General features: G+C 64.0%; 15 protein-coding genes. 6 read left to right on the top strand and 9 right to left on the bottom strand.

Annotated features, from left to right (window positions below; genetic code table 11):
* Window positions 1-140 precede the first annotated feature (140 nt).
* Both ACFOJ9_RS36950 and ACFOJ9_RS36945 read left to right on the top strand, forming a co-directional pair.
* Complete coding sequence (locus ACFOJ9_RS36950; RefSeq protein WP_378986837.1) at window positions 141-1,028, top strand: phosphotransferase; 888 nt, start codon at window positions 141-143, stop codon at window positions 1,026-1,028.
* The gene (locus ACFOJ9_RS36945) at window positions 1,025-3,478 is read left to right on the top strand and encodes a GcvT family protein (RefSeq protein ID WP_378986835.1); all 2,454 of its coding nucleotides are present in this window, start codon (window positions 1,025-1,027) and stop codon (window positions 3,476-3,478) included. The genes ACFOJ9_RS36950 and ACFOJ9_RS36945 overlap by 4 nt, the downstream gene beginning before the upstream one ends.
* On the opposite strand, the gene ACFOJ9_RS36940 is transcribed toward ACFOJ9_RS36945, so the two are convergent.
* The gene (locus ACFOJ9_RS36940; protein WP_378986833.1) at window positions 3,475-4,107 is read right to left on the bottom strand and encodes a class I SAM-dependent DNA methyltransferase; all 633 of its coding nucleotides are present in this window, start codon (window positions 4,105-4,107) and stop codon (window positions 3,475-3,477) included. The genes ACFOJ9_RS36945 and ACFOJ9_RS36940 overlap by 4 nt on opposite strands.
* Before the next feature lie 204 nt (window positions 4,108-4,311).
* Between ACFOJ9_RS36940 and ACFOJ9_RS36935 the strand changes: the two genes are divergently transcribed.
* Window positions 4,312-5,214 carry a phosphotransferase gene (locus ACFOJ9_RS36935; protein WP_378986831.1) on the top strand — a complete coding sequence of 301 codons (903 nt, stop codon included), beginning with the start codon at window positions 4,312-4,314 and terminating at the stop codon, window positions 5,212-5,214.
* A 7-nt stretch (window positions 5,215-5,221) separates the two neighbouring features.
* On the opposite strand, the gene ACFOJ9_RS36930 is transcribed toward ACFOJ9_RS36935, so the two are convergent.
* The 3 genes from ACFOJ9_RS36930 to ACFOJ9_RS36920 form a co-directional block, all read right to left on the bottom strand.
* Window positions 5,222-6,145, bottom strand: coding sequence for a DMT family transporter (locus tag ACFOJ9_RS36930; RefSeq protein WP_378986829.1), 924 nt, complete (start codon window positions 6,143-6,145; stop codon window positions 5,222-5,224).
* Between the two features lie 123 nt (window positions 6,146-6,268).
* Window positions 6,269-6,529 carry a hypothetical protein gene (locus tag ACFOJ9_RS36925; protein WP_378986827.1) on the bottom strand — a complete coding sequence of 87 codons (261 nt, stop codon included), beginning with the start codon at window positions 6,527-6,529 and terminating at the stop codon, window positions 6,269-6,271.
* 88 nt (window positions 6,530-6,617) lie between these two features.
* Window positions 6,618-7,898, bottom strand: coding sequence for an amidohydrolase family protein (locus ACFOJ9_RS36920; protein ID WP_378986825.1), 1,281 nt, complete (start codon window positions 7,896-7,898; stop codon window positions 6,618-6,620).
* A 169-nt stretch (window positions 7,899-8,067) separates the two neighbouring features.
* On the opposite strand from ACFOJ9_RS36920, the gene ACFOJ9_RS36915 reads away from it, so the two are divergent.
* On the top strand, window positions 8,068-9,822 hold the full coding sequence (locus ACFOJ9_RS36915; RefSeq protein WP_378986823.1) for an ABC transporter ATP-binding protein: 1,755 nt from the start codon (window positions 8,068-8,070) through the stop codon (window positions 9,820-9,822).
* Window positions 9,823-9,950: 128 nt separating this feature from the next.
* Here ACFOJ9_RS36915 and ilvD read toward each other — a convergent pair whose 3' ends face one another.
* Window positions 9,951-11,795, bottom strand: coding sequence for a dihydroxy-acid dehydratase (ilvD, locus tag ACFOJ9_RS36910; RefSeq protein WP_378986821.1), 1,845 nt, complete (start codon window positions 11,793-11,795; stop codon window positions 9,951-9,953).
* Window positions 11,796-12,061: 266 nt separating this feature from the next.
* Between ilvD and ACFOJ9_RS36905 the strand changes: the two genes are divergently transcribed.
* Window positions 12,062-12,532 (top strand): VOC family protein, encoded by a 471-nt coding sequence (locus ACFOJ9_RS36905; protein ID WP_378986819.1) that lies wholly within the window; start codon window positions 12,062-12,064, stop codon window positions 12,530-12,532.
* A gap of 161 nt (window positions 12,533-12,693) precedes the next feature.
* Here the strand turns inward: ACFOJ9_RS36905 and ACFOJ9_RS36900 are convergent, their stop codons facing one another.
* On the bottom strand, window positions 12,694-14,286 hold the full coding sequence (locus ACFOJ9_RS36900) for a peptide chain release factor 3 (RefSeq protein WP_378986817.1): 1,593 nt from the start codon (window positions 14,284-14,286) through the stop codon (window positions 12,694-12,696).
* 238 nt (window positions 14,287-14,524) lie between these two features.
* Here ACFOJ9_RS36900 and ACFOJ9_RS36895 point away from each other — a divergent pair, with 238 nt between their 5' ends.
* Entirely contained in the window at window positions 14,525-15,598 is a 1,074-nt protein-coding gene (locus tag ACFOJ9_RS36895) for an NAD(P)/FAD-dependent oxidoreductase (RefSeq protein WP_378986815.1), read from the top strand.
* On the opposite strand, the gene ACFOJ9_RS36890 is transcribed toward ACFOJ9_RS36895, so the two are convergent.
* The 3 genes from ACFOJ9_RS36890 to ACFOJ9_RS36880 form a co-directional block, all read right to left on the bottom strand.
* Window positions 15,592-16,965, bottom strand: coding sequence for an amidase (locus tag ACFOJ9_RS36890; RefSeq protein WP_378986813.1), 1,374 nt, complete (start codon window positions 16,963-16,965; stop codon window positions 15,592-15,594). The genes ACFOJ9_RS36895 and ACFOJ9_RS36890 overlap by 7 nt on opposite strands.
* Window positions 16,966-17,293: 328 nt before the next feature.
* On the bottom strand, window positions 17,294-18,094 hold the full coding sequence (locus tag ACFOJ9_RS36885; RefSeq protein WP_378986811.1) for a class II glutamine amidotransferase: 801 nt from the start codon (window positions 18,092-18,094) through the stop codon (window positions 17,294-17,296).
* A 15-nt stretch (window positions 18,095-18,109) separates the two neighbouring features.
* On the bottom strand, window positions 18,110-18,358 hold the full coding sequence (locus ACFOJ9_RS36880; protein WP_109666078.1) for a DUF6356 family protein: 249 nt from the start codon (window positions 18,356-18,358) through the stop codon (window positions 18,110-18,112).
* Between the last annotated feature and the right edge of the window lie 12 nt (window positions 18,359-18,370).

Raw genomic sequence — 18,370 nt, 5'->3', positions numbered from 1 at the left:
ACCTGGCCAAGGGGCTCGTCGGTGCGGTGCGGGATACCGATCCTGGCATCCCGCACCGACGAGATTTTTTGTGTTTCACCCCGCTGCCGTCGCGCTGTGCATGGCGCCTTGTCGAAGCCCAGCAAACCAGGAATGATTCCGTGATTGCCGAAGACCGCATCCGCGCCCTGCCCTGCTGGACCGGCAACATCGAGATTGCGCCGCTGCCGGGCGGTCTCAGCAATGCCAATTATGTGGTCACGGACGCAGCCGGAAGGCATGTCGTGCGCTTCGGCAAGGACTATCCGTTCCACCATGTCTTTCGCGAGCGCGAGGTGATGACCGCGCGGGCGGCGCATGCCGCTGGTTTCGCGCCGGCCGTGCTCCATGCCGAACCGGGCATCCTGGTGACGGAGTTCCTCGGCGCCAAAACCTATCTGGCCGAGGACGTACGCGCCAATCTCGGCCGCGTCGCTGCCCTGATGCGCGCCTTCCACCGGGAGATGCCCAATCACGTTTCCGGCGCCGGCTTCATGTTCTGGGTGTTCCATGTCATTCGCGACTATGCACGCACGCTTGAAGAGGGCGGCAGCCGCAAGCGCAGCGACTTGCCGCGCCTGCTGACGCTGGCCGACGAGCTGGAGCGCGCGCAGAAACTGTTGCCGATCGTCTTTGGCCACAATGATCTGTTGCCGGCCAACATTCTCGACGACGGCAACAGGCTGTGGCTGATCGACTTCGAATACGCCGGCTTCAACACGGCGATGTTCGATCTCGCAGGCGTCGCCTCCAACGCCGGCATGAGCGACGAGGAATCCTTCGCCTTCCTGACCGCCTATTTCATGAAGGAACCGGACGAAGCGATCCGCCGTTCGCACGCGGCCATGCAATGCGCCTCGCTGCTGCGCGAGGCGATGTGGAGCATGGTGTCCGAGCTCTATCTCGACGCGCCCGGCATCGACTACGTCGCCTACACCGAAGAAAACCTGACGCGGCTCGAAGGCGCGCTGGAAAACTACAGAACGAAGTACGGGATACAGAAATCATGACATTGCCGAGCCAGGCCGCCATCGTCGTCATCGGCGGCGGCATCATCGGCTGTTCGACAGCCTATCATCTGGCGCGCGACCACAAGGCTGATGTGGTGCTGCTTGAGCAGGGCAAGTTGACCTCGGGCTCGACCTGGCACGCCGCCGGCCTTGTCGGCCAGCTGCGCTCGTCAGCTTCGATCACCCGCGTGCTGAAATACTCCGTCGATCTATACAAGGGGCTTGAGGCCGAGACCGGCCTCGCCACCGGCTGGAAGATGACCGGGTGCCTCAGGCTCGCCACCAATGCCGACCGCTGGACCGAGTACAAAAGGCTGGCAACGACGGCAAAAAGCTTCGGCATGGACATGCAATTGCTGTCGCCGGCACAGGTCAAGGAAATGTGGCCGCTGCTGGAAACCAGCGATCTCGTCGGCGCCTCCTGGCTGCCGACCGATGGCCAGGCGAGCCCCTCCGACATCACGCAGTCATTGGCCAAGGGCGCGCGCATGCATGGCGCCAAACTGTTCGAGGATGTCCGCGTCACCGGCTTCGAGATGAAGGACGGCCGCATCACGGTGGTGAAGACCAGCAAGGGTGACATCGCCTGCGACAAGGTGGTCAACTGCGCCGGCCAATGGGCGCGGCAGGTCGGCGCCATGGCCGGCATCAACGTGCCGCTGCAGCCGGTGAAGCACCAGTACATCATCACCGAGAAGATCGACGGACTGGCGACCGACGCGCCGACCATCCGCGACCCGGACCGGCGCACCTATTTCAAGGAAGAGGTCGGCGGGCTGGTGATGGGCGGCTACGAGCCGAACCCGCAGGCCTGGACGACTGATCTTCCCGGGGGCGATGTGCCCGACGATTGGGAGTTCCGGCTGTTCGACGATGACTACGACCATTTCGAGCAGCACATGAGCCAAGCGATCGCGCGCGTGCCGGCGCTGGAAACCGTCGGCGTCAAGCAGATGATCAACGGGCCGGAGAGTTTTACGCCGGACGGCAATTTCATCCTCGGCACAGCGCCCGAATGCGCCAACATGTTCGTCGGCGCCGGCTTCAACGCCTTCGGCATCGCCTCGGGTGGCGGCGCCGGCTGGGTGTTGGCGCAGTGGGTGGTCGATGGCGAGGCGCCGCTCGACCTGTGGGTGGTCGACATCCGGCGCTTTTCCAACCTGCACCGCGACCGGCAGTGGGTCTGCGACCGCACGTTGGAAGCCTATGGCAAGCATTACACGATCGGCTTCCCGCATGAGGAGTATGCCAGCGGGAGGCCGCGCATCGTCTCACCGCTCTACGACAGGCTGAAACAGCAGCGCGCCGTGTTCGGCTCGAAGCTCGGCTGGGAGCGGCCGAACTGGTTCGCACCGCAAGGCGTCGAGCCGCAGGACATCTATTCGATGGGGCGGCAGAACTGGTTCGCGGCGGTCGGCGATGAACACCGGCACGTGCGTGAGAAGGTCGGCATCTTCGATCAATCGTCCTTCGCCAAATACGAACTGAGCGGGCCCGACGCGCTGAAGGCGCTGGACTGGATCTGCGCCAACGACGTCAGCAAGCCGGCCGGCCGGCTGACCTACACGCAGCTTCTCAACACGCGCGGCGGCATCGAGGCCGACTTGACGGTGGCGCGGCTGGCCGAAGAGAAGTTCTACATCGTCACCGGCACAGGCTTCCGCACGCATGATTCCTCGTGGATCAGCGACCATATCGGCGAGGGGCTCAATGCCACGCTTGTCGATGTCACCGAGGACTTCGGCACGCTGTCGCTGATGGGTCCCCGGGCGCGCGACGTGCTTTCGGCCGTGACCGAAGCCGATGTGTCGAACGCGGCATTCCCGTTCGGCCACGTGCGTGAGATTGCCATCGCCGGCCACACAGTTCGGGCGTTGCGCGTCACCTATGTCGGCGAGCTCGGCTGGGAACTGCATGTGCCGATCGCGGCAACCGGCGAAGTCTTCGACGTGCTGATGGCAGCCGGCAAGGAGCATGATATCCGCCCTGTCGGCTATCGGGCGCTGGAATCGCTGCGGCTGGAAAAGGGCTACCGCGCCTGGGGCTCCGACATCACCCCAAACGATACGCCGCAGGAAGGCGGGCTCGGCTGGGCGGTCAAGCTGCGCAAGAACACGGATTTCATCGGACGGCGCGCGCTCGAGAGGACCAGCGGCACGGCACTGAAGAAACGCTTTGCCGGCTTCACGGTCGACGATCCCGAGATCGTGCTGCTCGGTCGCGAAACCATCCTGCGCAATGGCGAGCCGGTCGGTTATCTCAGCAGCGGCGGTTACGGCTACACGCTGGGCAAGAACATCGGCTACGGCTATGTGCGCAATGCCGACGGGGTCAGCGACGATTTCCTCACCTCGGGCGACTATGAGCTGGTGGTGGCTATGGAACGCACGCCGGCAAAGATCCATCTCGAGCCGATGTACGACCCGGCAGCGGAGAGAGTAAAAGCCTAGTTCACGCGCAAAGCGAGACCGCGGCTAGGCACGGTGTCGGCCTCGCCCGGCATCGAGACGTAAGGCCGCGTTTCCTCGACGCGGGTGACGAGGCCTTGCGCCTCGAGCTCGGCGATGCGCGCGGCAAAGCCCTGATCCCACAGCGTGTTCTTGATCGTCAGCACGATCACCCCACCCGGCCGGCAGATGCGGATCAGTTCGTCCAGCCCCTCAGTGCCGACATGGCCGGAGGTGAAGACGCCGGCCGAGATGATGCCGGCATAGGCGTCGTCCGAGAACGGCAGTTGTCCGCCCAGCGCCAGGCAATGAAGCGCCGAATAGACGCCCTTGCGCGCCGCCTGATCCAGCATGCCTTGTGAAATGTCGAGCGCCTCGACCTGGGGATAACCGACAATGTTCAACCATTCGCCGATGAGCCCGGTGCCGGCCCCGGCATCGAGCAGCGGTGCGGCCCCGCGCGGCAGATGGCGGGCCAGCAGCGCAAGGCAGATCGTCGGATGGCGGTAGCCGGCGGCCGACATGTCGGCGTCATAGGTCTGCGACCAGCGGTCGTAGAGTGCCGCGACTTCCTCCGGCCGCTTCGCCGCGTAGGCCTCGGCAAGCGCGCCCTGATGTTTGCTGTCCGCCACTTTTGTCCTGTCCGCCAATCCCTAAAGCGTGTCGCGTCTGAACGGATTCACGCGACCCGCTTTAGGTCTTTGTTTTATGCATGTCGTTCTCCCAAAACCGAGGTCACTTTTGGGCGACATGCATTGGTCTCGCAGTGATGATAGCCAAACCACGAAAATTGTGGAACCGTCGCTGCGACAAATAACAGCGCGGGGGGCGCGGGCATGGTGACAGACGAAGCGCGTGCGGCACTGAACACCATTCCGATGCTGGCCGGCTACACCGGGCCGATCGAGCGGCTCGGCGGTCTCACCAATCTGGTCTTCAAGGCCGGCGAGTTCTGCCTGCGCATTCCCGGCAGGGGCACCGAGGAATACATCAACCGCGCCAACGAGGCGGTGGCTGCGCGCGAAGCGGCAAAGGCAGGGGTCAGTCCCGAGGTGCTGCATGTCGACCCCGGCACCGGCATCATGGTGACGCGCTTCATCGCCGACGCCGAGACGATGTCGCCGGAAAAATTCAAGACACGGCCGGCCAGCCCAGCCCGCGCCGGCGAGGCCTTCCGCAAGCTGTACAATTCCGGTGCGGTGTTTCCCTTCCGCTTCGAACTGTTTGCGATGCTCGACGACTATCTCAAGGTGCTGTCGACGAAGGATGTTGCCCTGCCCGCCGGCTATCATGACGTGGTCCGCGAGGCCGAGACAGTGCGGTCGGCGCTGGCCGCCCATCCGCTGCCGCTCGTCGCCTGCCACTGCGATCCGCTGTGCGAGAACTTCCTCGACACCGGCGAGCGGATGTGGATCGTCGACTGGGAATATTCGGGCATGAACGATCCGCTCTGGGACCTCGGCGACCTCAGCGTGGAAGGCAAATTCGACATGGCGCAGGACGAAGATATGATGCGCGCCTATTTCGGCGGCGAGGCCAAGCCGGCGGAGCACGGCCGCATCGTCATCTACAAGGCGATGTGCGATCTGTTGTGGACGCTGTGGGGGCTGATCCAGCTTGCCAACGACAATCCGGTCGATGATTTTCGCGCCTATGCCGACGGGCGGTTTGCGCGCTGCAAGGCGCTGATGGAGACGTCCGAATTTTCACGGCATCTGGCGACCATACGTCGGGGCTGAGCCTGGACTAATTGACGCCCTTCGGCACGTTTTCGGGCGGCACGGTGGTCTCGACCACTTTCTGGCGGTGGAAGATGAACAGGCCGGCCAGAACGACGATGCCCGAGCCGATCAGGATGCGCGGGCCTGGAACGTCGCCGAAGAACACCAGCCCGAAGACCACCGCCCACAACAGCAGCGTGTAGTGCAGCGGCGCCAGCGTCGAGGCCGGCGCCAGCTTGAGCGCCCTGGTGATCATCAGATGCGCGCCGCAGGAGACGATACCGAGCAGCAGCATAGCACCAAAATCGAGCGCCGACGGCGTCTGCCAGGCGCCGATGGTCAGCACACCGCCGACCAGCAGCGTGCCGATGGTCTGCCATGTCACCAGATTGGTGTCGCTGGTGCCGCGCAGCCGGCGGTTGAGGATGATGGCGAAGGCGAAGGAGATGCTGCCCACCAGCGCAAAGCCCGATGACAGCGAGAACGCCGCCGAGGACGGTTTCAGCATGATCAGCACACCGCAGAAGCCGAGCAGGATCGCCATCCAGCGGCGCCAGCCGACCTTTTCGCCAAGCAAGAGGTGCGAGAGTGCCGCAACGTAGATCGGCCCGGCCATGTAGAAACTCATGACATCGGCAAGCGGCAGATAGACCACGGCGGCATAGAAGAGCGCGGTGTCGAGCGTGGTCATCACCACGCGCAGCAGCTGCAGCTCCAGGCGTTCCATGCGAAACAGCTTGGCCGTGCCTTGATGGGCGATCATCGGGCCAAGCACGAAGAAGGCGCCGATGGAGCGGATCAGCACGACCTGGCCGACGGAAAAGCTGGCGACCAGCCACTTGCCCATGGCGTCGTTCAGCGCAAACAGGAAGTCGCCGGCCAGCATCAGCAGAATGCCGGCCAAAAGCACGTTCCTGATCGTCGAATTCTGCGCCACGGGCTGCGTCATGCCGATCCCGATTCCTCCCTTGCGTAAGCCGCGTCGTAGACGGAAGCGGCTGCTTTGACGAGGAGAATTCGGGCGATGGGTAAGACCAGCGCCGGGATTCGGCTGGATCTGCCCGGTTCCGGACTATTTCGGCTGCGGCCGCAGAATGATCGGCCGATAGATCACCGGCCGGTCCCAGGGATCGAAAGCCGGTGTGTTTCTCAGCTCCGCGCGCCGATCGAGGTCGATGCGCTGCAGGCATTCGGCAAAGGCGTCATTCTTCTTGAGAAAGCCGTAGGACCGGCATTTCGCTTCGTCGGCGGCGCGGCGGTCCTCAGCCGTCATCGTCGTGCAGCCCGTGCAAAGCGCCGTCAACGCCACAGCCATCACAGTATTGCGCCACATGAAATCCTCCTCGGCATAAAAGTGGAGTTTCATTGTAGATTTATTTGCGGACAGACGAAGCGGTGAACCTTGATGCAGATGCGGCGTCCTATTGGGCCTGATGCCGCCGGTTCACCATTGCCGGCCTTCCGTCGATGGACAGCCTGGTCTCCTGCTTCGTCCGCTCCGCCACCACCTTGCCCCTGGCGATGACGCAAAGGCGCTCGGCGCGCAGGCGCAAGGCCTCGATCGGATTGCCGGCGTCGAGGACGACGAGGCTGGCGCGCTTGCCGACCGCGAGGCCGAGATGATCGAGCCCCATGATCGACGCATTGACGTTGGTGACCATGTCGAAGCAGCGCGCCATGTCGGCCGGGCTCGACATTTGCGCGACATGCAGGCCCATGAAGGCGACATCGAGCATGTCGGCGGTGCCCAGCGAATACCAGGGATCGAGCACGCAATCCTGGCCCCAGCCGACGCGGATGCCGAGCGCCTGCATTTCCTTGACCCGAGTCATACCCCGGCGCTTCGGGAAGGTGTCATGGCGGCCCTGCAGCATGATGTTGATCAGCGGATTGGGGATGGCCGAGACACCGGCTTCGGCGATCAGCGGCAGCAGCTTCGAGACGTAGTAATTGTCCATCGAATGCATCGAGGTGAGGTGCGAGCCGGCGACCTTGCCCTGCAGCCCAAGGCGCTGCGTTTCATAGGCCAGCTGTTCGATATGACGCGACAGCGGATCGTCGGTCTCGTCGCAATGCAGGTCGACCGTCAGGCCGCGTCTGGCCGCAATCTCGCACAGCTCCGTTACCGAGCGCGTGCCGTCGGCCATGGTGCGCTCGAAATGCGGGATGCCGCCGACAATATCGACGCCCATGTCCAACGCGCGGATGGTGTTCTCCCGTGCCGTCGGCGAGCGATAAAACCCGTCCTGCGGAAAGGCGACCAGTTGCAGATCGATGTAGGGGGCCACCGTCTTCTTGACCTCGAGCAGCGCCTCTACCGCCAGCAGCCTGTCGTCGCAGACATCGACATGGGTGCGGATGGCGAGCAGGCCCATCGACACCGCCCAGTCGCAATAGGCAAGCGCGCGGTCGCGCACCGCCTCATGCGTCAAAAGCGGCTTCAATTCGCCCCACAGCGAAATGCCTTCGAGCAGCGTGCCCGACGCGTTGATGCGCGGAATGCCGTAGGAGAGCGTCGCGTCCATATGGAAATGCGGATCGACGAAGGGCGGTGAAACCAGATTGCCACGGGCGTCAACCTCGGTCCGCGCGGAACCCTGCAGGGTGGGCTCGATCGCCGCGATCGTCTCACCGCTGATGCCGATGTCGGCGACCCTGCCATCAGGCAGTGTGCCGCCGCGAACGATAAGGTCGAAATCCATCTGTCGTCATCCCGTCAAAAGAATCATCTGATGTAGCCGAGGCTGAAAATCGCATCCCGTCGATGCCGCTTGCAACAGCGGTTTGTCCGCGGCGGCCGCGGATGGTTCCATCCGGCCGCAACTCCCTCTATAAGCCGCCTTCGTTGTCCCGGTTTCAAGGATCCGCCGTTTGTTTCGTTTCTTCCGCTCGACGGAAAACCAGCGCCTCGTTGCGAGGCTGCTTCGGGAATCCTTTTACCAGCACAGGTTTGGCTACGGTGCCGCGATCTTGTCGATGCTTGTGGTGGCCGCCACGACCGGCGCCAGCGCCTGGATCCTCAAAGAGATCACCGACGAATTCGTGGTCTTCAAGCGGATTGACAGGGTCAACCTGATTGCGGCGGGGGTTGCCACGATCTTCATCCTCAAGGGCCTCGCCAATTTCATCCAGGCCTATTTCATGAGCCGGGTCGGCAACGCCATCATCGCCGACCGTCAGCGCAAGATCTACGACCGCGTCCTGGCGCAAGGCATCGAATTCTACCATTCGACCTCGTCATCCGACCTGATCACCCGCATGACCAACAATGCCCAGGCGGCGCGCAACGTGCTCGACCTCGTTGTAACGTCCTATGTGCGCGACCTGGTGTCGCTGGTTGTCCTGGTGGGGGTCATGGTCTGGCAGCAGCCAGCCCTGTCTCTAATCTGCTTCGTCGTCGGGCCAGTCGCCATATACGGCGTCAACCACATCTTGAAGCGCGTCCGTAAGATTGCCGCGATGGAGTTTCGCTCGGTCGGCCAGATCGTGCAGGTGATGCAGGAAACCGCAATCGGCGTCCGCGTCGTCAAATCCTTCAACCTCGAAGGCGCAATGCGCAACCGCATGTTCAAGGCCGTGTCGGACGTCGAGACCCGCGCCAACAACATCGCGACGCTGGAGGCGGCGACAAGCCCGGTGATGGAGACGCTGGCCGGACTGGCAATCGCCGGTGCCATCTTCGTCAGCGGCTTCCTGGTCTTGCAGGGCGGCCAGATGCCGGGAAACATCATGGCCTTTATCGGGGCGCTCCTGTTTGCCTATGAGCCGGCAAAGCGCCTTGCGCGCGTGCGCATATCCCTGGAAAGCGGCATTGTCGGCGTGCGCATGATGTTCGAGCTCGCCGACCAGCCGCTGACTCTGGCCGAGAAGCCGGACGCGAGGCCGCTTCTGGCCGGACCGGGCGAGATCCGGTTCGACGCCGTCAGCTTCGCCTACCAGAATGGCCCGCCGGTGCTGGACCGGTTCGACCTGACCCTTGCGCCCGGCAAGATGACGGCGCTGGTCGGGCCTTCCGGCGGCGGCAAGTCGACTGTTCTGAACCTGATCATGCGCATGTACGATCCGCAGAGCGGCAAGGTGCTGTTCGACGGCCAGGACATTTCCCAAGCGACGCTGGCGTCGCTGCGGGAAAAGATCGCCTATGTCAGCCAGGACACATTCCTGTTTGCCGGCACGATCATGCACAACATCCGGCTTGGACGTCAGGACGCGACCGACGAAGAGGTGATCGCCGCAGCCAAGGCGGCCAACGCGCATGACTTCATCAGCGCGCAGGCGAAAGGCTACGACACCGAGGTGGGCGAAAACGGCGCGCTGCTGTCCGGCGGCCAGCGCCAGCGCATCTCGATCGCGCGCGCCATGCTGCGCAACGCCGAAATCCTGCTGCTGGACGAAGCGACCAGCGCGCTCGACGCCGAGTCGGAAGCGCTTTTCCGAGATGCGCTGCAGCAATTGATGGAAGGGCGCACGACGATCGTCATCGCGCATCGTCTGTCGACCGTGCACCAGGCCGACACGATCGTGGTGCTCGAAGCCGGCAAGGTGGTGGAAAGCGGCCCGCACAAGACCTTGCTCAAGCAGGGCGGGCTCTATCAGAAGCTTTATGAGTACCAGCTGATGCCGTGAGATGAGCTTACCCTCCCCCTTGTGGGGAGGGTCGCTGCGAAGCAGCGGGGTGGGGCGGCGCCGACCCCCACCCGGACCTTCGGTCCGACCTCCCCACAAGGGGGAGGTAGGGGCCGCCGCAGCCTAATTTATTCCGGCACGAACCTGACAGCGCCCTTGGCCGCGCTGGTGGCCATCGCGGCATAGGCGCGCAAGGCGGTCGTCACCTTGCGTTTGCGCTTTTCCTCTGGCTTCCAGGCCAGGGCGCCCTTGGCCTCCATCGCCACCCGGCGGGCAGTGATTTCTGCATCATCTACAGCAAGGCGGATGCTGCGGTTCGGGATGTCGATCTCGATCGTGTCGCCCTCCTGCACCAATCCGATCAGCCCGCCTTCGGCGGCTTCCGGCGACGCATGGCCGATCGACAGGCCCGACGTGCCGCCGGAGAAGCGGCCGTCGGTGACCAGCGCGCAGGCCTTGCCGAGGCCCTTCGACTTCAGATAGCTGGTCGGATAGAGCATCTCCTGCATGCCGGGGCCGCCGCGCGGCCCCTCATAGCGGATGACGACGACATCGCCGGCCTTGATCTCGTTCGACAGGATCGCCTTGACGCTGGCGTCCTGACTTTCGAACACGCGGGCCGGGCCGGTGAATTTCAGGATCGATTCGTCGACGCCGGCCGTCTTCACGATGCAACCGTCGAGCGCCAGATTGCCTTTCAGCACGGCAAGGCCGCCATCCCTAGAAAAGGGATGTTCGGCCGAGCGGATAACGCCTTTCTCGCGGTCGAGATCGAGCTCGTCCCAGCGGCGGTCCTGGCTGAAAGCGACCTGCGTCGGCACGCCGCCAGGGGCGGCGAGGAAGAAATCGCGCACGCTCTGGCTTGTCGAGCGCGAAATATCCCAATGGTCGAGCGCGTCACCCAGGGTTCGCGTGTGCACGGTCGGCAAATCGCGGTTGATCAGGCCGGCATTGTCGAGCTGGCCGAGGATCGCCATGATGCCGCCGGCGCGGTGAACGTCTTCCATGTGGACGTCGGACTTGGCTGGAGCAACCTTGCACAGCACCGGCACCTTGCGCGACAGCGCGTCGATGTCGTCCTGATCGAAATCGATTTCGCCCTCATGGGCGGCGGCGAGAATATGCAGCACGGTGTTGGTTGAGCCTCCCATGGCGATGTCCAACGTCATGGCGTTCTCGAAGGCGCCCTTCGAGGCGATGTTGCGCGGAAGCGCGGTTTCGTCGTCCTGCTCATAATAGCGCTGGGCGAGATCGACGATCAGGTGGCCGGCCTCGACGAAAAGCCGCTTGCGGTCGGCATGCGTGGCCAGCGTCGAGCCGTTGCCCGGCAGCGACAGGCCAAGCGCCTCGGTCAGACAATTCATCGAATTGGCGGTGAACATACCCGAGCAGGAGCCGCAGGTCGGGCAGGCCGAGCGCTCGATGATCTTGACGTCCTCGTCGGAGATCCTGTCGTCGGCGGCCGCCACCATGGCGTCGACCAGGTCGAGCGCCTGCGTCTTGCCGGCCAGCACCACCTTGCCGGCTTCCATCGGACCGCCGGAAACGAAGACGGTCGGGATGTTGAGGCGCAGCGATGCCATCAGCATGCCTGGGGTGATCTTGTCGCAATTGGAGATGCAGACCATGGCGTCGGCACAGTGGGCGTTGACCATGTATTCGACGGAATCGGCGATCAGCTCGCGCGACGGCAGCGAATAGAGCATGCCGTCATGACCCATGGCGATGCCGTCATCGACGGCGATGGTGTTGAATTCCTTGGCAACGCCGCCGGCCTTCTCGATCTCGCGCGCGACCAGCTGGCCGAGGTCCTTCAAATGGACGTGGCCCGGCACGAACTGGGTGAAGGAATTGACCACCGCGATGATCGGCTTGCCGAAATCGCTGTCCTTCATGCCGGTGGCGCGCCAGAGGCCGCGGGCGCCGGCCATGTTGCGGCCATGGGTGGTGGTGCGGGAGCGATAGGCAGGCATGTTTTTTCCTTGGTGGCTGGCCGCAGCCGAAGACTGGCGCGGCGGAGCTGAATTCGGACCGCAGGCGTTATAGACGCGCAAGCCCGGTCTGGCCACAATTTTGCAATGCGCCAGATTCCACGAAAACCCGGATGCCGAAAAAAATTGCAGGCCGCTGTCGGATCGCGCGGCGCATGACCGTCCTTGGGGCAGACGGCAAGGAATGGCACCATTCCCGGAGTCAGCCGTTTCCCTGTAACAGCAGAGAGCAACCCGAGGAGCACGACATGCAAAAGATCACCACCTGCCTGTGGTTCGACGACCAGGCCGAAGAGGCCATGAATTTCTACGTGTCCATCTTCAAGAATTCGAAGGTGCTGAGCGTGATGCGTTGGCCCGAAGGCCATGCCGGCGAAGGCAAAGTGCTGGTGACCACGTTCGAACTCGACGGGGTGCAGTTCCAGGCGCTCAATGGCGGACCGCAATTCAAGCACACCGAAGCGATGTCGCAGTCGATCGACTGCAAGACGCAGGAAGAGGTCGATTATTTCTGGGACAGGCTCATCGAAGGCGGCGGCGAACCGTCGCAATGCAGCTGGCTGAAGGACAAATTCGGCGTCTCCTGGCAGGTCGTTCCGGAGCAACTGCCGCGCCTGCTTCTGGATCCGGACCGGGCCAAGGCCGGCCGGGTGATGTCGGCGATGATGCAGATGAGCAAGATCGACATCGCCAAGATCGAGGAAGCGGCGAGGGGGTGAGCAAAGGCGATCTTCCCCTGTGGGAGAAGGTGGATTGGCGCGCAGCGCCAAGACGGTTGAGGGGTGCTCCAGCGAAGTGAGGCGTCGGCGTTCCCTGGACCCCCTCATCCGTCGCCTTCGGTGACACCTTCTCCCGCAAGGGGAGAAGGGGAAGTCAGCGTCTATGCCGCCTTGTCGCGGACCTGATAGTCCTTGATCGTGGCAAACTTGATCGCCTTCCAGCGCTCGGCTTCGTAGTTGAGCGAGAAGGCGTGCTGGGCCAGAAACACCGGATCGTTGTCGAGATCGCGGGCGATGTCGCCGCGATGTGCCTCGATAAAGCGAAGCACCTCGGCCTTGTCGTCGGCCGATATCCAGCGGCAGACCGAAAACCGCGACATCTCGAATTCGACCGGCAGCGTGTATTCGAAGTTCAGCCGCTCCTTCAGCACGTCGAGCTGCAGCGCGCCAACGACGCCGACGATGGCCGGCGAGCCGTCCTCCGGCGAGAACAGCTGCACGACGCCCTCCTCGGCCATCTGGTGCAGCGCTTCCTTGAGCTTCTTGGCCTTCATCGCGTCGCCAAGGCGCACGCGGCGCAGGATTTCCGGCGCGAAATTCGGCACGCCGCGGAACAGGATCTCCTCGCCTTCGGTCAGCGTGTCGCCGATGCGCAGCGTGCCGTGGTTGGGGATGCCGACGACATCGCCGGCAAAGGCCTCGTCGGCGGTGACGCGGGTGCGGGCGAAAAAGAACTGCGGCGCCGACAGCGACATCGGCTTGCCCGTGCGCACCAGCTTGGCCTTCATGCCGCGCTCGAGCTTGCCCGAGCAGACGCGGACGAAGGCGATACGGTCGCGGTGGTTAGGGTCCATATTGGCCTGGATCTTGAAGACGAAGGACGTCATCTTCTCTTCGGTCGCCTCGACCTTGCGAGTATCTGCCTCCTGCGCGCGCGGCGGCGGCCCAAACGCACCGAGCGCCTCGATCAGGTCGCGGACGCCATAGTTGCGCAGCGCCGAGCCGAAATAGACCGGCGTCAGATGGCCCTCGCGGAAGGCTTCGATGTCGAGCGGCCGGCAGGCGCCGCGCGCCAGTTCCAGCTCCTCGATGAAAGCTTCTCGCTCGTTTTCCGGCAACAGGCCGGCGACGCGGTTGGAATCGGGACCGTTGACCGGCGTGCGGTCCTTTTCGGCATCGCCCCGGCGCACGGCGTTCAGCGCCAGATGGTAGGTGCCGGAGAACGTCTTGCCGCGGCCGATCGGCCAGGTGATCGGCGCGGTGTCCAGCGCCAGCTTCTGCTCGATCTCGTCCAAAATCTCGAACGGATCGCGGCTTTCGCGGTCCATCTTGTTGACGAAGGTGATGATCGGGATATCGCGCAGCCGGCAGACCTCGAAAAGTTTCAGCGTGCGCGGCTCGATGCCCTTGGCGGCGTCGATGACCATGACGGCCGAGTCGACCGCCGACAGCGTGCGGTAGGTATCGTCAGCGAAATCCTCGTGCCCGGGCGTGTCAAGCAGGTTGAAGACATTGTCCTCATACTCGAAGGTCATCACCGAAGTGACGACCGAAATGCCGCGCTCGCGCTCGATCTTCATCCAGTCGGACCGCGTCTGGATCTTGTCCTTCTTGGCCTTGACCTCGCCGGCAAGCTGGATAGCGCCGCCAAACAGCAGCAGCTTTTCGGTGAGCGTCGTCTTGCCGGCGTCCGGGTGCGCGATGATCGCGAAGGTGCGGCGGCGCGCCACTTCTTCTTCTATTGCTTCGGGCATTCTCTGGGATTTCCGTGTGACAGGCCGGGCTTCTAGCAGCGCAGTGCCGGGCTGTCGACCGGTCTGGCGGCGCGGACGCTGCTGATCGCCGCCTCACCGTCAGAGCATGCAGCTCAGTCATGCTATGGCTCCGGCCAGCGCATTGCCGCATATTTCGCGCTGCGCGATGTTGGCAAGCGGCTGCCAGGATGGCACTTGGGTGAGCGTCCGTCAGGAATCACGAGGCAGAGGAGGAGGCATGCGCGCCCCGAAAGAAGTGATCGTCATCGGCGCCGGCATCATCGGCGCCTCCATCGCCTGGCATCTGAGCAGAGCGGGTGCGCAAGTGACGGTGATCGCCGACAGCGCTCCCGGTGGCGTCGCGACGCCAAACTCATTCGCCTGGATCAATGCCAGCTGGGGCAATCCGGAGCCGTATTTCCGGCTGCGCACCCGCGCGATGGCCGAATGGACGCGGCTGGCGCAGGACCTGCCCGGCCTTCCTCTGAGTTGGTGCGGCGGCCTGCGCTGGGATCTGTCGGCGGCCGACATGGAAGCCTATGCCACAGGGTATTCATCCTGGGGCTACGGCATCGAGCGCGTCGACCGCGCAGGTGCTGCGCGCATCGAGCCCAATCTTACCGAGCTTCCCGATGTCGCCTTGCATGTGGCTGAGGAAGGTGTCGCCGAGCCGGTGGCTGCCACCAAAGCGCTGCTGGCCGATGCTGAACGGCGCGGAGCGAGGATCATTTCCGGCACGGTGACCGCGCTGGCCCAAACCGGCGGCAAGATAACCGGGGTGGACACATCGCATGGCCTGATTGCATCCGACGAGGTGGTGATCGCGGCCGGCGTCGGCTCGCCGGAGATCGCCGTGACGGCCGGGATCAACCTGCCGATCGAAGCGCCGCCCGGCCTGATCGTCCACTCGCGGCCTTACGAAAAGCTGCTCAACGGCCTAGTGCTGGCCGAGCGGCTGCATATGCGCCAGACAGCGGAAGGCCGCATCATCGCCGGCTCGGATTTCGGTGGCGCCGATCCGGGCATGGATGCTGAAGCCACCGCCCAAGAGCTGTTTGCGGCCCTGAAAGCCAGCCTGCGAGGCGGCGGCGGACTGGAGCTCGATTTCCACACGGTCGGCTACCGGCCGACGCCGATCGACGGCTTTCCGATCATCGGCCGCGCCGAGGGCGTGGACGGTGTCTATGTCGCGGTCATGCATTCCGGCATCACGCTGGCGCCGGCCGTCGGCCTGTTCGCCTCCCAGGAAATCCTCGACGGCGAGCGCGACCCGCTGCTTGCCCCTTATGGATTGTCGCGCTTCGCTCAATAGGCGGGCGGGCGGCGAAAGCCGCCGGCCAAAGATTCGATTGCCCTGGCGATGCCGAGCAGCCGCGATTCCGACCAGCGTCTGCCGACCAGCTGCAGGCCGATCGGCAGGCCGGCGCTGTCCAGTCCGCACGGCATGGAAAGCGCTGGATGGCCGCTGTAGTTGAAGACAGCGCCATAGGCCGGCAGCATCCAGTAGCTCTGCTCCTTGCCGTCGACCTTGATCGGCGTGCCCGGCTCGCAATGCGGGAAGGCCGTGGTCATGGCGACCGGGCAGAGCAGCGCATCATGGTTTTCGAAAAACCGGTCCCAGGCGAGAATGGACCTGTCGCGGCGGGCGAGTGCCTCGAACCAGCGTGACACCGGTGTCGGTTCCTCCGGTGGCTCCGGCTGGGCGACCTCCATCATCATGCCGATCAGCGCGCCGCCCTGCTCCAGATCGTCGTGCAGGTCGAGTTTTGGCAGTTTTGCTTCTTCGACGACGGCGCCGGCGCCTTGCAGCTGCCTTGCGAGGTCTTCGACCGCAGCGCTGATGTCGCCGGCCACCGGGAAGCCGGGAAAGGACGGCGCGAAGGCGATGCGCAATGTCTTGAGGTTGAGCTTCGGTATGTCCTCGACCGGCACCGGCGCCAGATCGGTGTCGCTTCCATCAGGGCCGGCGATGATTTGGTAGATCAGCCACAAATCTTCCACACTGCGCGCCAACGGCCCGAGGCAGGACATCAGCCGCACGCTGCGCGCAGCACCGCCAGGATCGGGAAAGGCGCCAGCCAGCGAGACGCGATGCTCTGTTGGCTTCAACCCATAAACGCCGCAGAAGCTGGCCGGCAGGCGGATCGAATCCTGCATGTCGGTGCCGACGTCGAACGGCGTCATCCCCGAGCAAAGTGCTGCCGCGGCGCCGCCGCTGGAGCCGCCTGCAGTACACTCGAGATTCCAGGGATTGCTGGTGCGGCCGAACAGCGGATTGTTCGACTGCCAGTCCGACAGCATGGTCGCGACATTGGTCTTGGCCATCAGCACGCCGCCGGCCGCCCTCAGCCGGGCGACGACCGGACTGTCGTGCCTGGCGACATAATCGGCGAAGGGCAGGAAGCCGACCGTGGTCTTCATGCCCGCCGTCTCATGCATGTCTTTCAGCGTGAACGGTACGCCGTGCAGCGGCCCAAGTGCGGCGCCGCGCGCTTGGGCTGCGTCTGCCTTTTTGGCGCGCTTGTGGGCCCCTTCCCGGTCGAGCGAGATGACGGCGTTGATCGCCTCGTTGTGGGCGTTGATCTGCTCCAGATGCGCGTCGAGCGCTTCGATGGCGGAAATCTTCCGCGTGGCGATCGCGGCGGCCAATTCGACGGTTGAAGAAAAGACGATGTCCATGATCAACGCTCCGGCTTGGCCGCGCTCGCCCTGGTCAAGATGGTGGATAGCGGTGCGACTTCAAGTGGAGTTGAGCATTCGAGGATTGGCTGCGTTTGATCGAAATTGTGCAGGCTGGGATTGTCCAAGTCTGCACTCTACGGCGCCCCCCTCTGTCCTGCCGGACATCTCCCCCTCAAGTGGGGAGATTGGATAGCGTCACGGCTTTCGCCAATCTTCAATGTTGCAAGAACGCGCGGTCAGCGAAACTGCCAGTCTCCCCACTCGTGGGGGAGATGTCCGGCAGGACAGAGAGGGCGCTGGCCCGCGGCTTTGCCGTAATTTGCAGCTACCCCACCAGCGCCAGCTTCGCCGGTGCCGGAGCAAATGGCCGGATGGCCATGCCATCGCCGGTGATCGTCACAAAGCTCGCCGGCGGGATCGCCTGCCAGTCGCCGCCCTCGCGATCGAAGGGTTCGGACACGATGCAGCGGCCGCCGCCCTTGCGCAGGACGGAGGTGTAGAGCGTCGGGGCGTGGGCGTCGGTGGCATAGCGTACCGCATGCAGCGCCTGCCCGTCGGAGAAGGCGGCGGTGAGTTTCAGCGCCGGTTCGAGGCCGGCGCGGCGCGAGGCTTCGAGCACGCGGCTGGTGGCGCGGGAGACGGCGCCTTGCGGATCGGTGGCCAATCCCTCGTCGATCATCAGGAGGAAAAACAATTCGGAATCGGTGGTGCCTTCGCGCTGGTCGAAGACCGCGTCGGACAGCGAGTTCTCCAGCGCGCGGCGGATTTTCTCGAAACCGCCGATCTGGCCGTTGTGCATAAACGACCAGGAGCTGGAGATGAACGGATGGCAGTTCATGCGGCTGGTGGCGCCGCCGGTCGACGCCCGCACATGGGCGAGGAACAGGCCGGATTTGATCTGCCGGCACAGGCTCTTCAGATTGGGATCGGACCAGGCCGGCAGGATATCGCGATAGAGACCCGGCTCCGGGCGGTCGCCATACCAGGCAAGGCCAAAGCCGTCGCCGTTGGTCGGCGATTTCGCCTCCTGGGCGCAGTGGCTCTGGGCGATCAGCGAGTGACAGGGCGCGGTGAGGATGTCTTCGAGAAAGACCGCTTCACCCAGATAAGCCGCCCACCGGCACATCGCTTCTGTCGTTCTCTAGGCGCGATCCATAAGAGCGGCAGGCTCCTTGGTCGCGTGTGTGCCTCTGTTGTGCGTCCGCTCGTAAAGCTCACGAACGATTCGGCTGGCGGTAGTCTCAAACAGAAATGGCAAGAAAGCGTGAACGAGTGCGGCGCCCGCCGCCAGCAACAGGCGCGACGAGAACCAGGCGGCAAAGGCCATATGACTGAGATAGGTTTCGCCGACCTTGGCCGGATGAGAGGTGAAAATCCTTGCGACCGACATGCTGGTCCCCTT

It is taken from the genome of Mesorhizobium cantuariense, from assembly GCF_042647205.1.
GTDB lineage: Bacteria > Pseudomonadota > Alphaproteobacteria > Rhizobiales > Rhizobiaceae > Mesorhizobium > Mesorhizobium cantuariense.
This window is presented reverse-complemented; position numbering and strand designations above follow the sequence as displayed.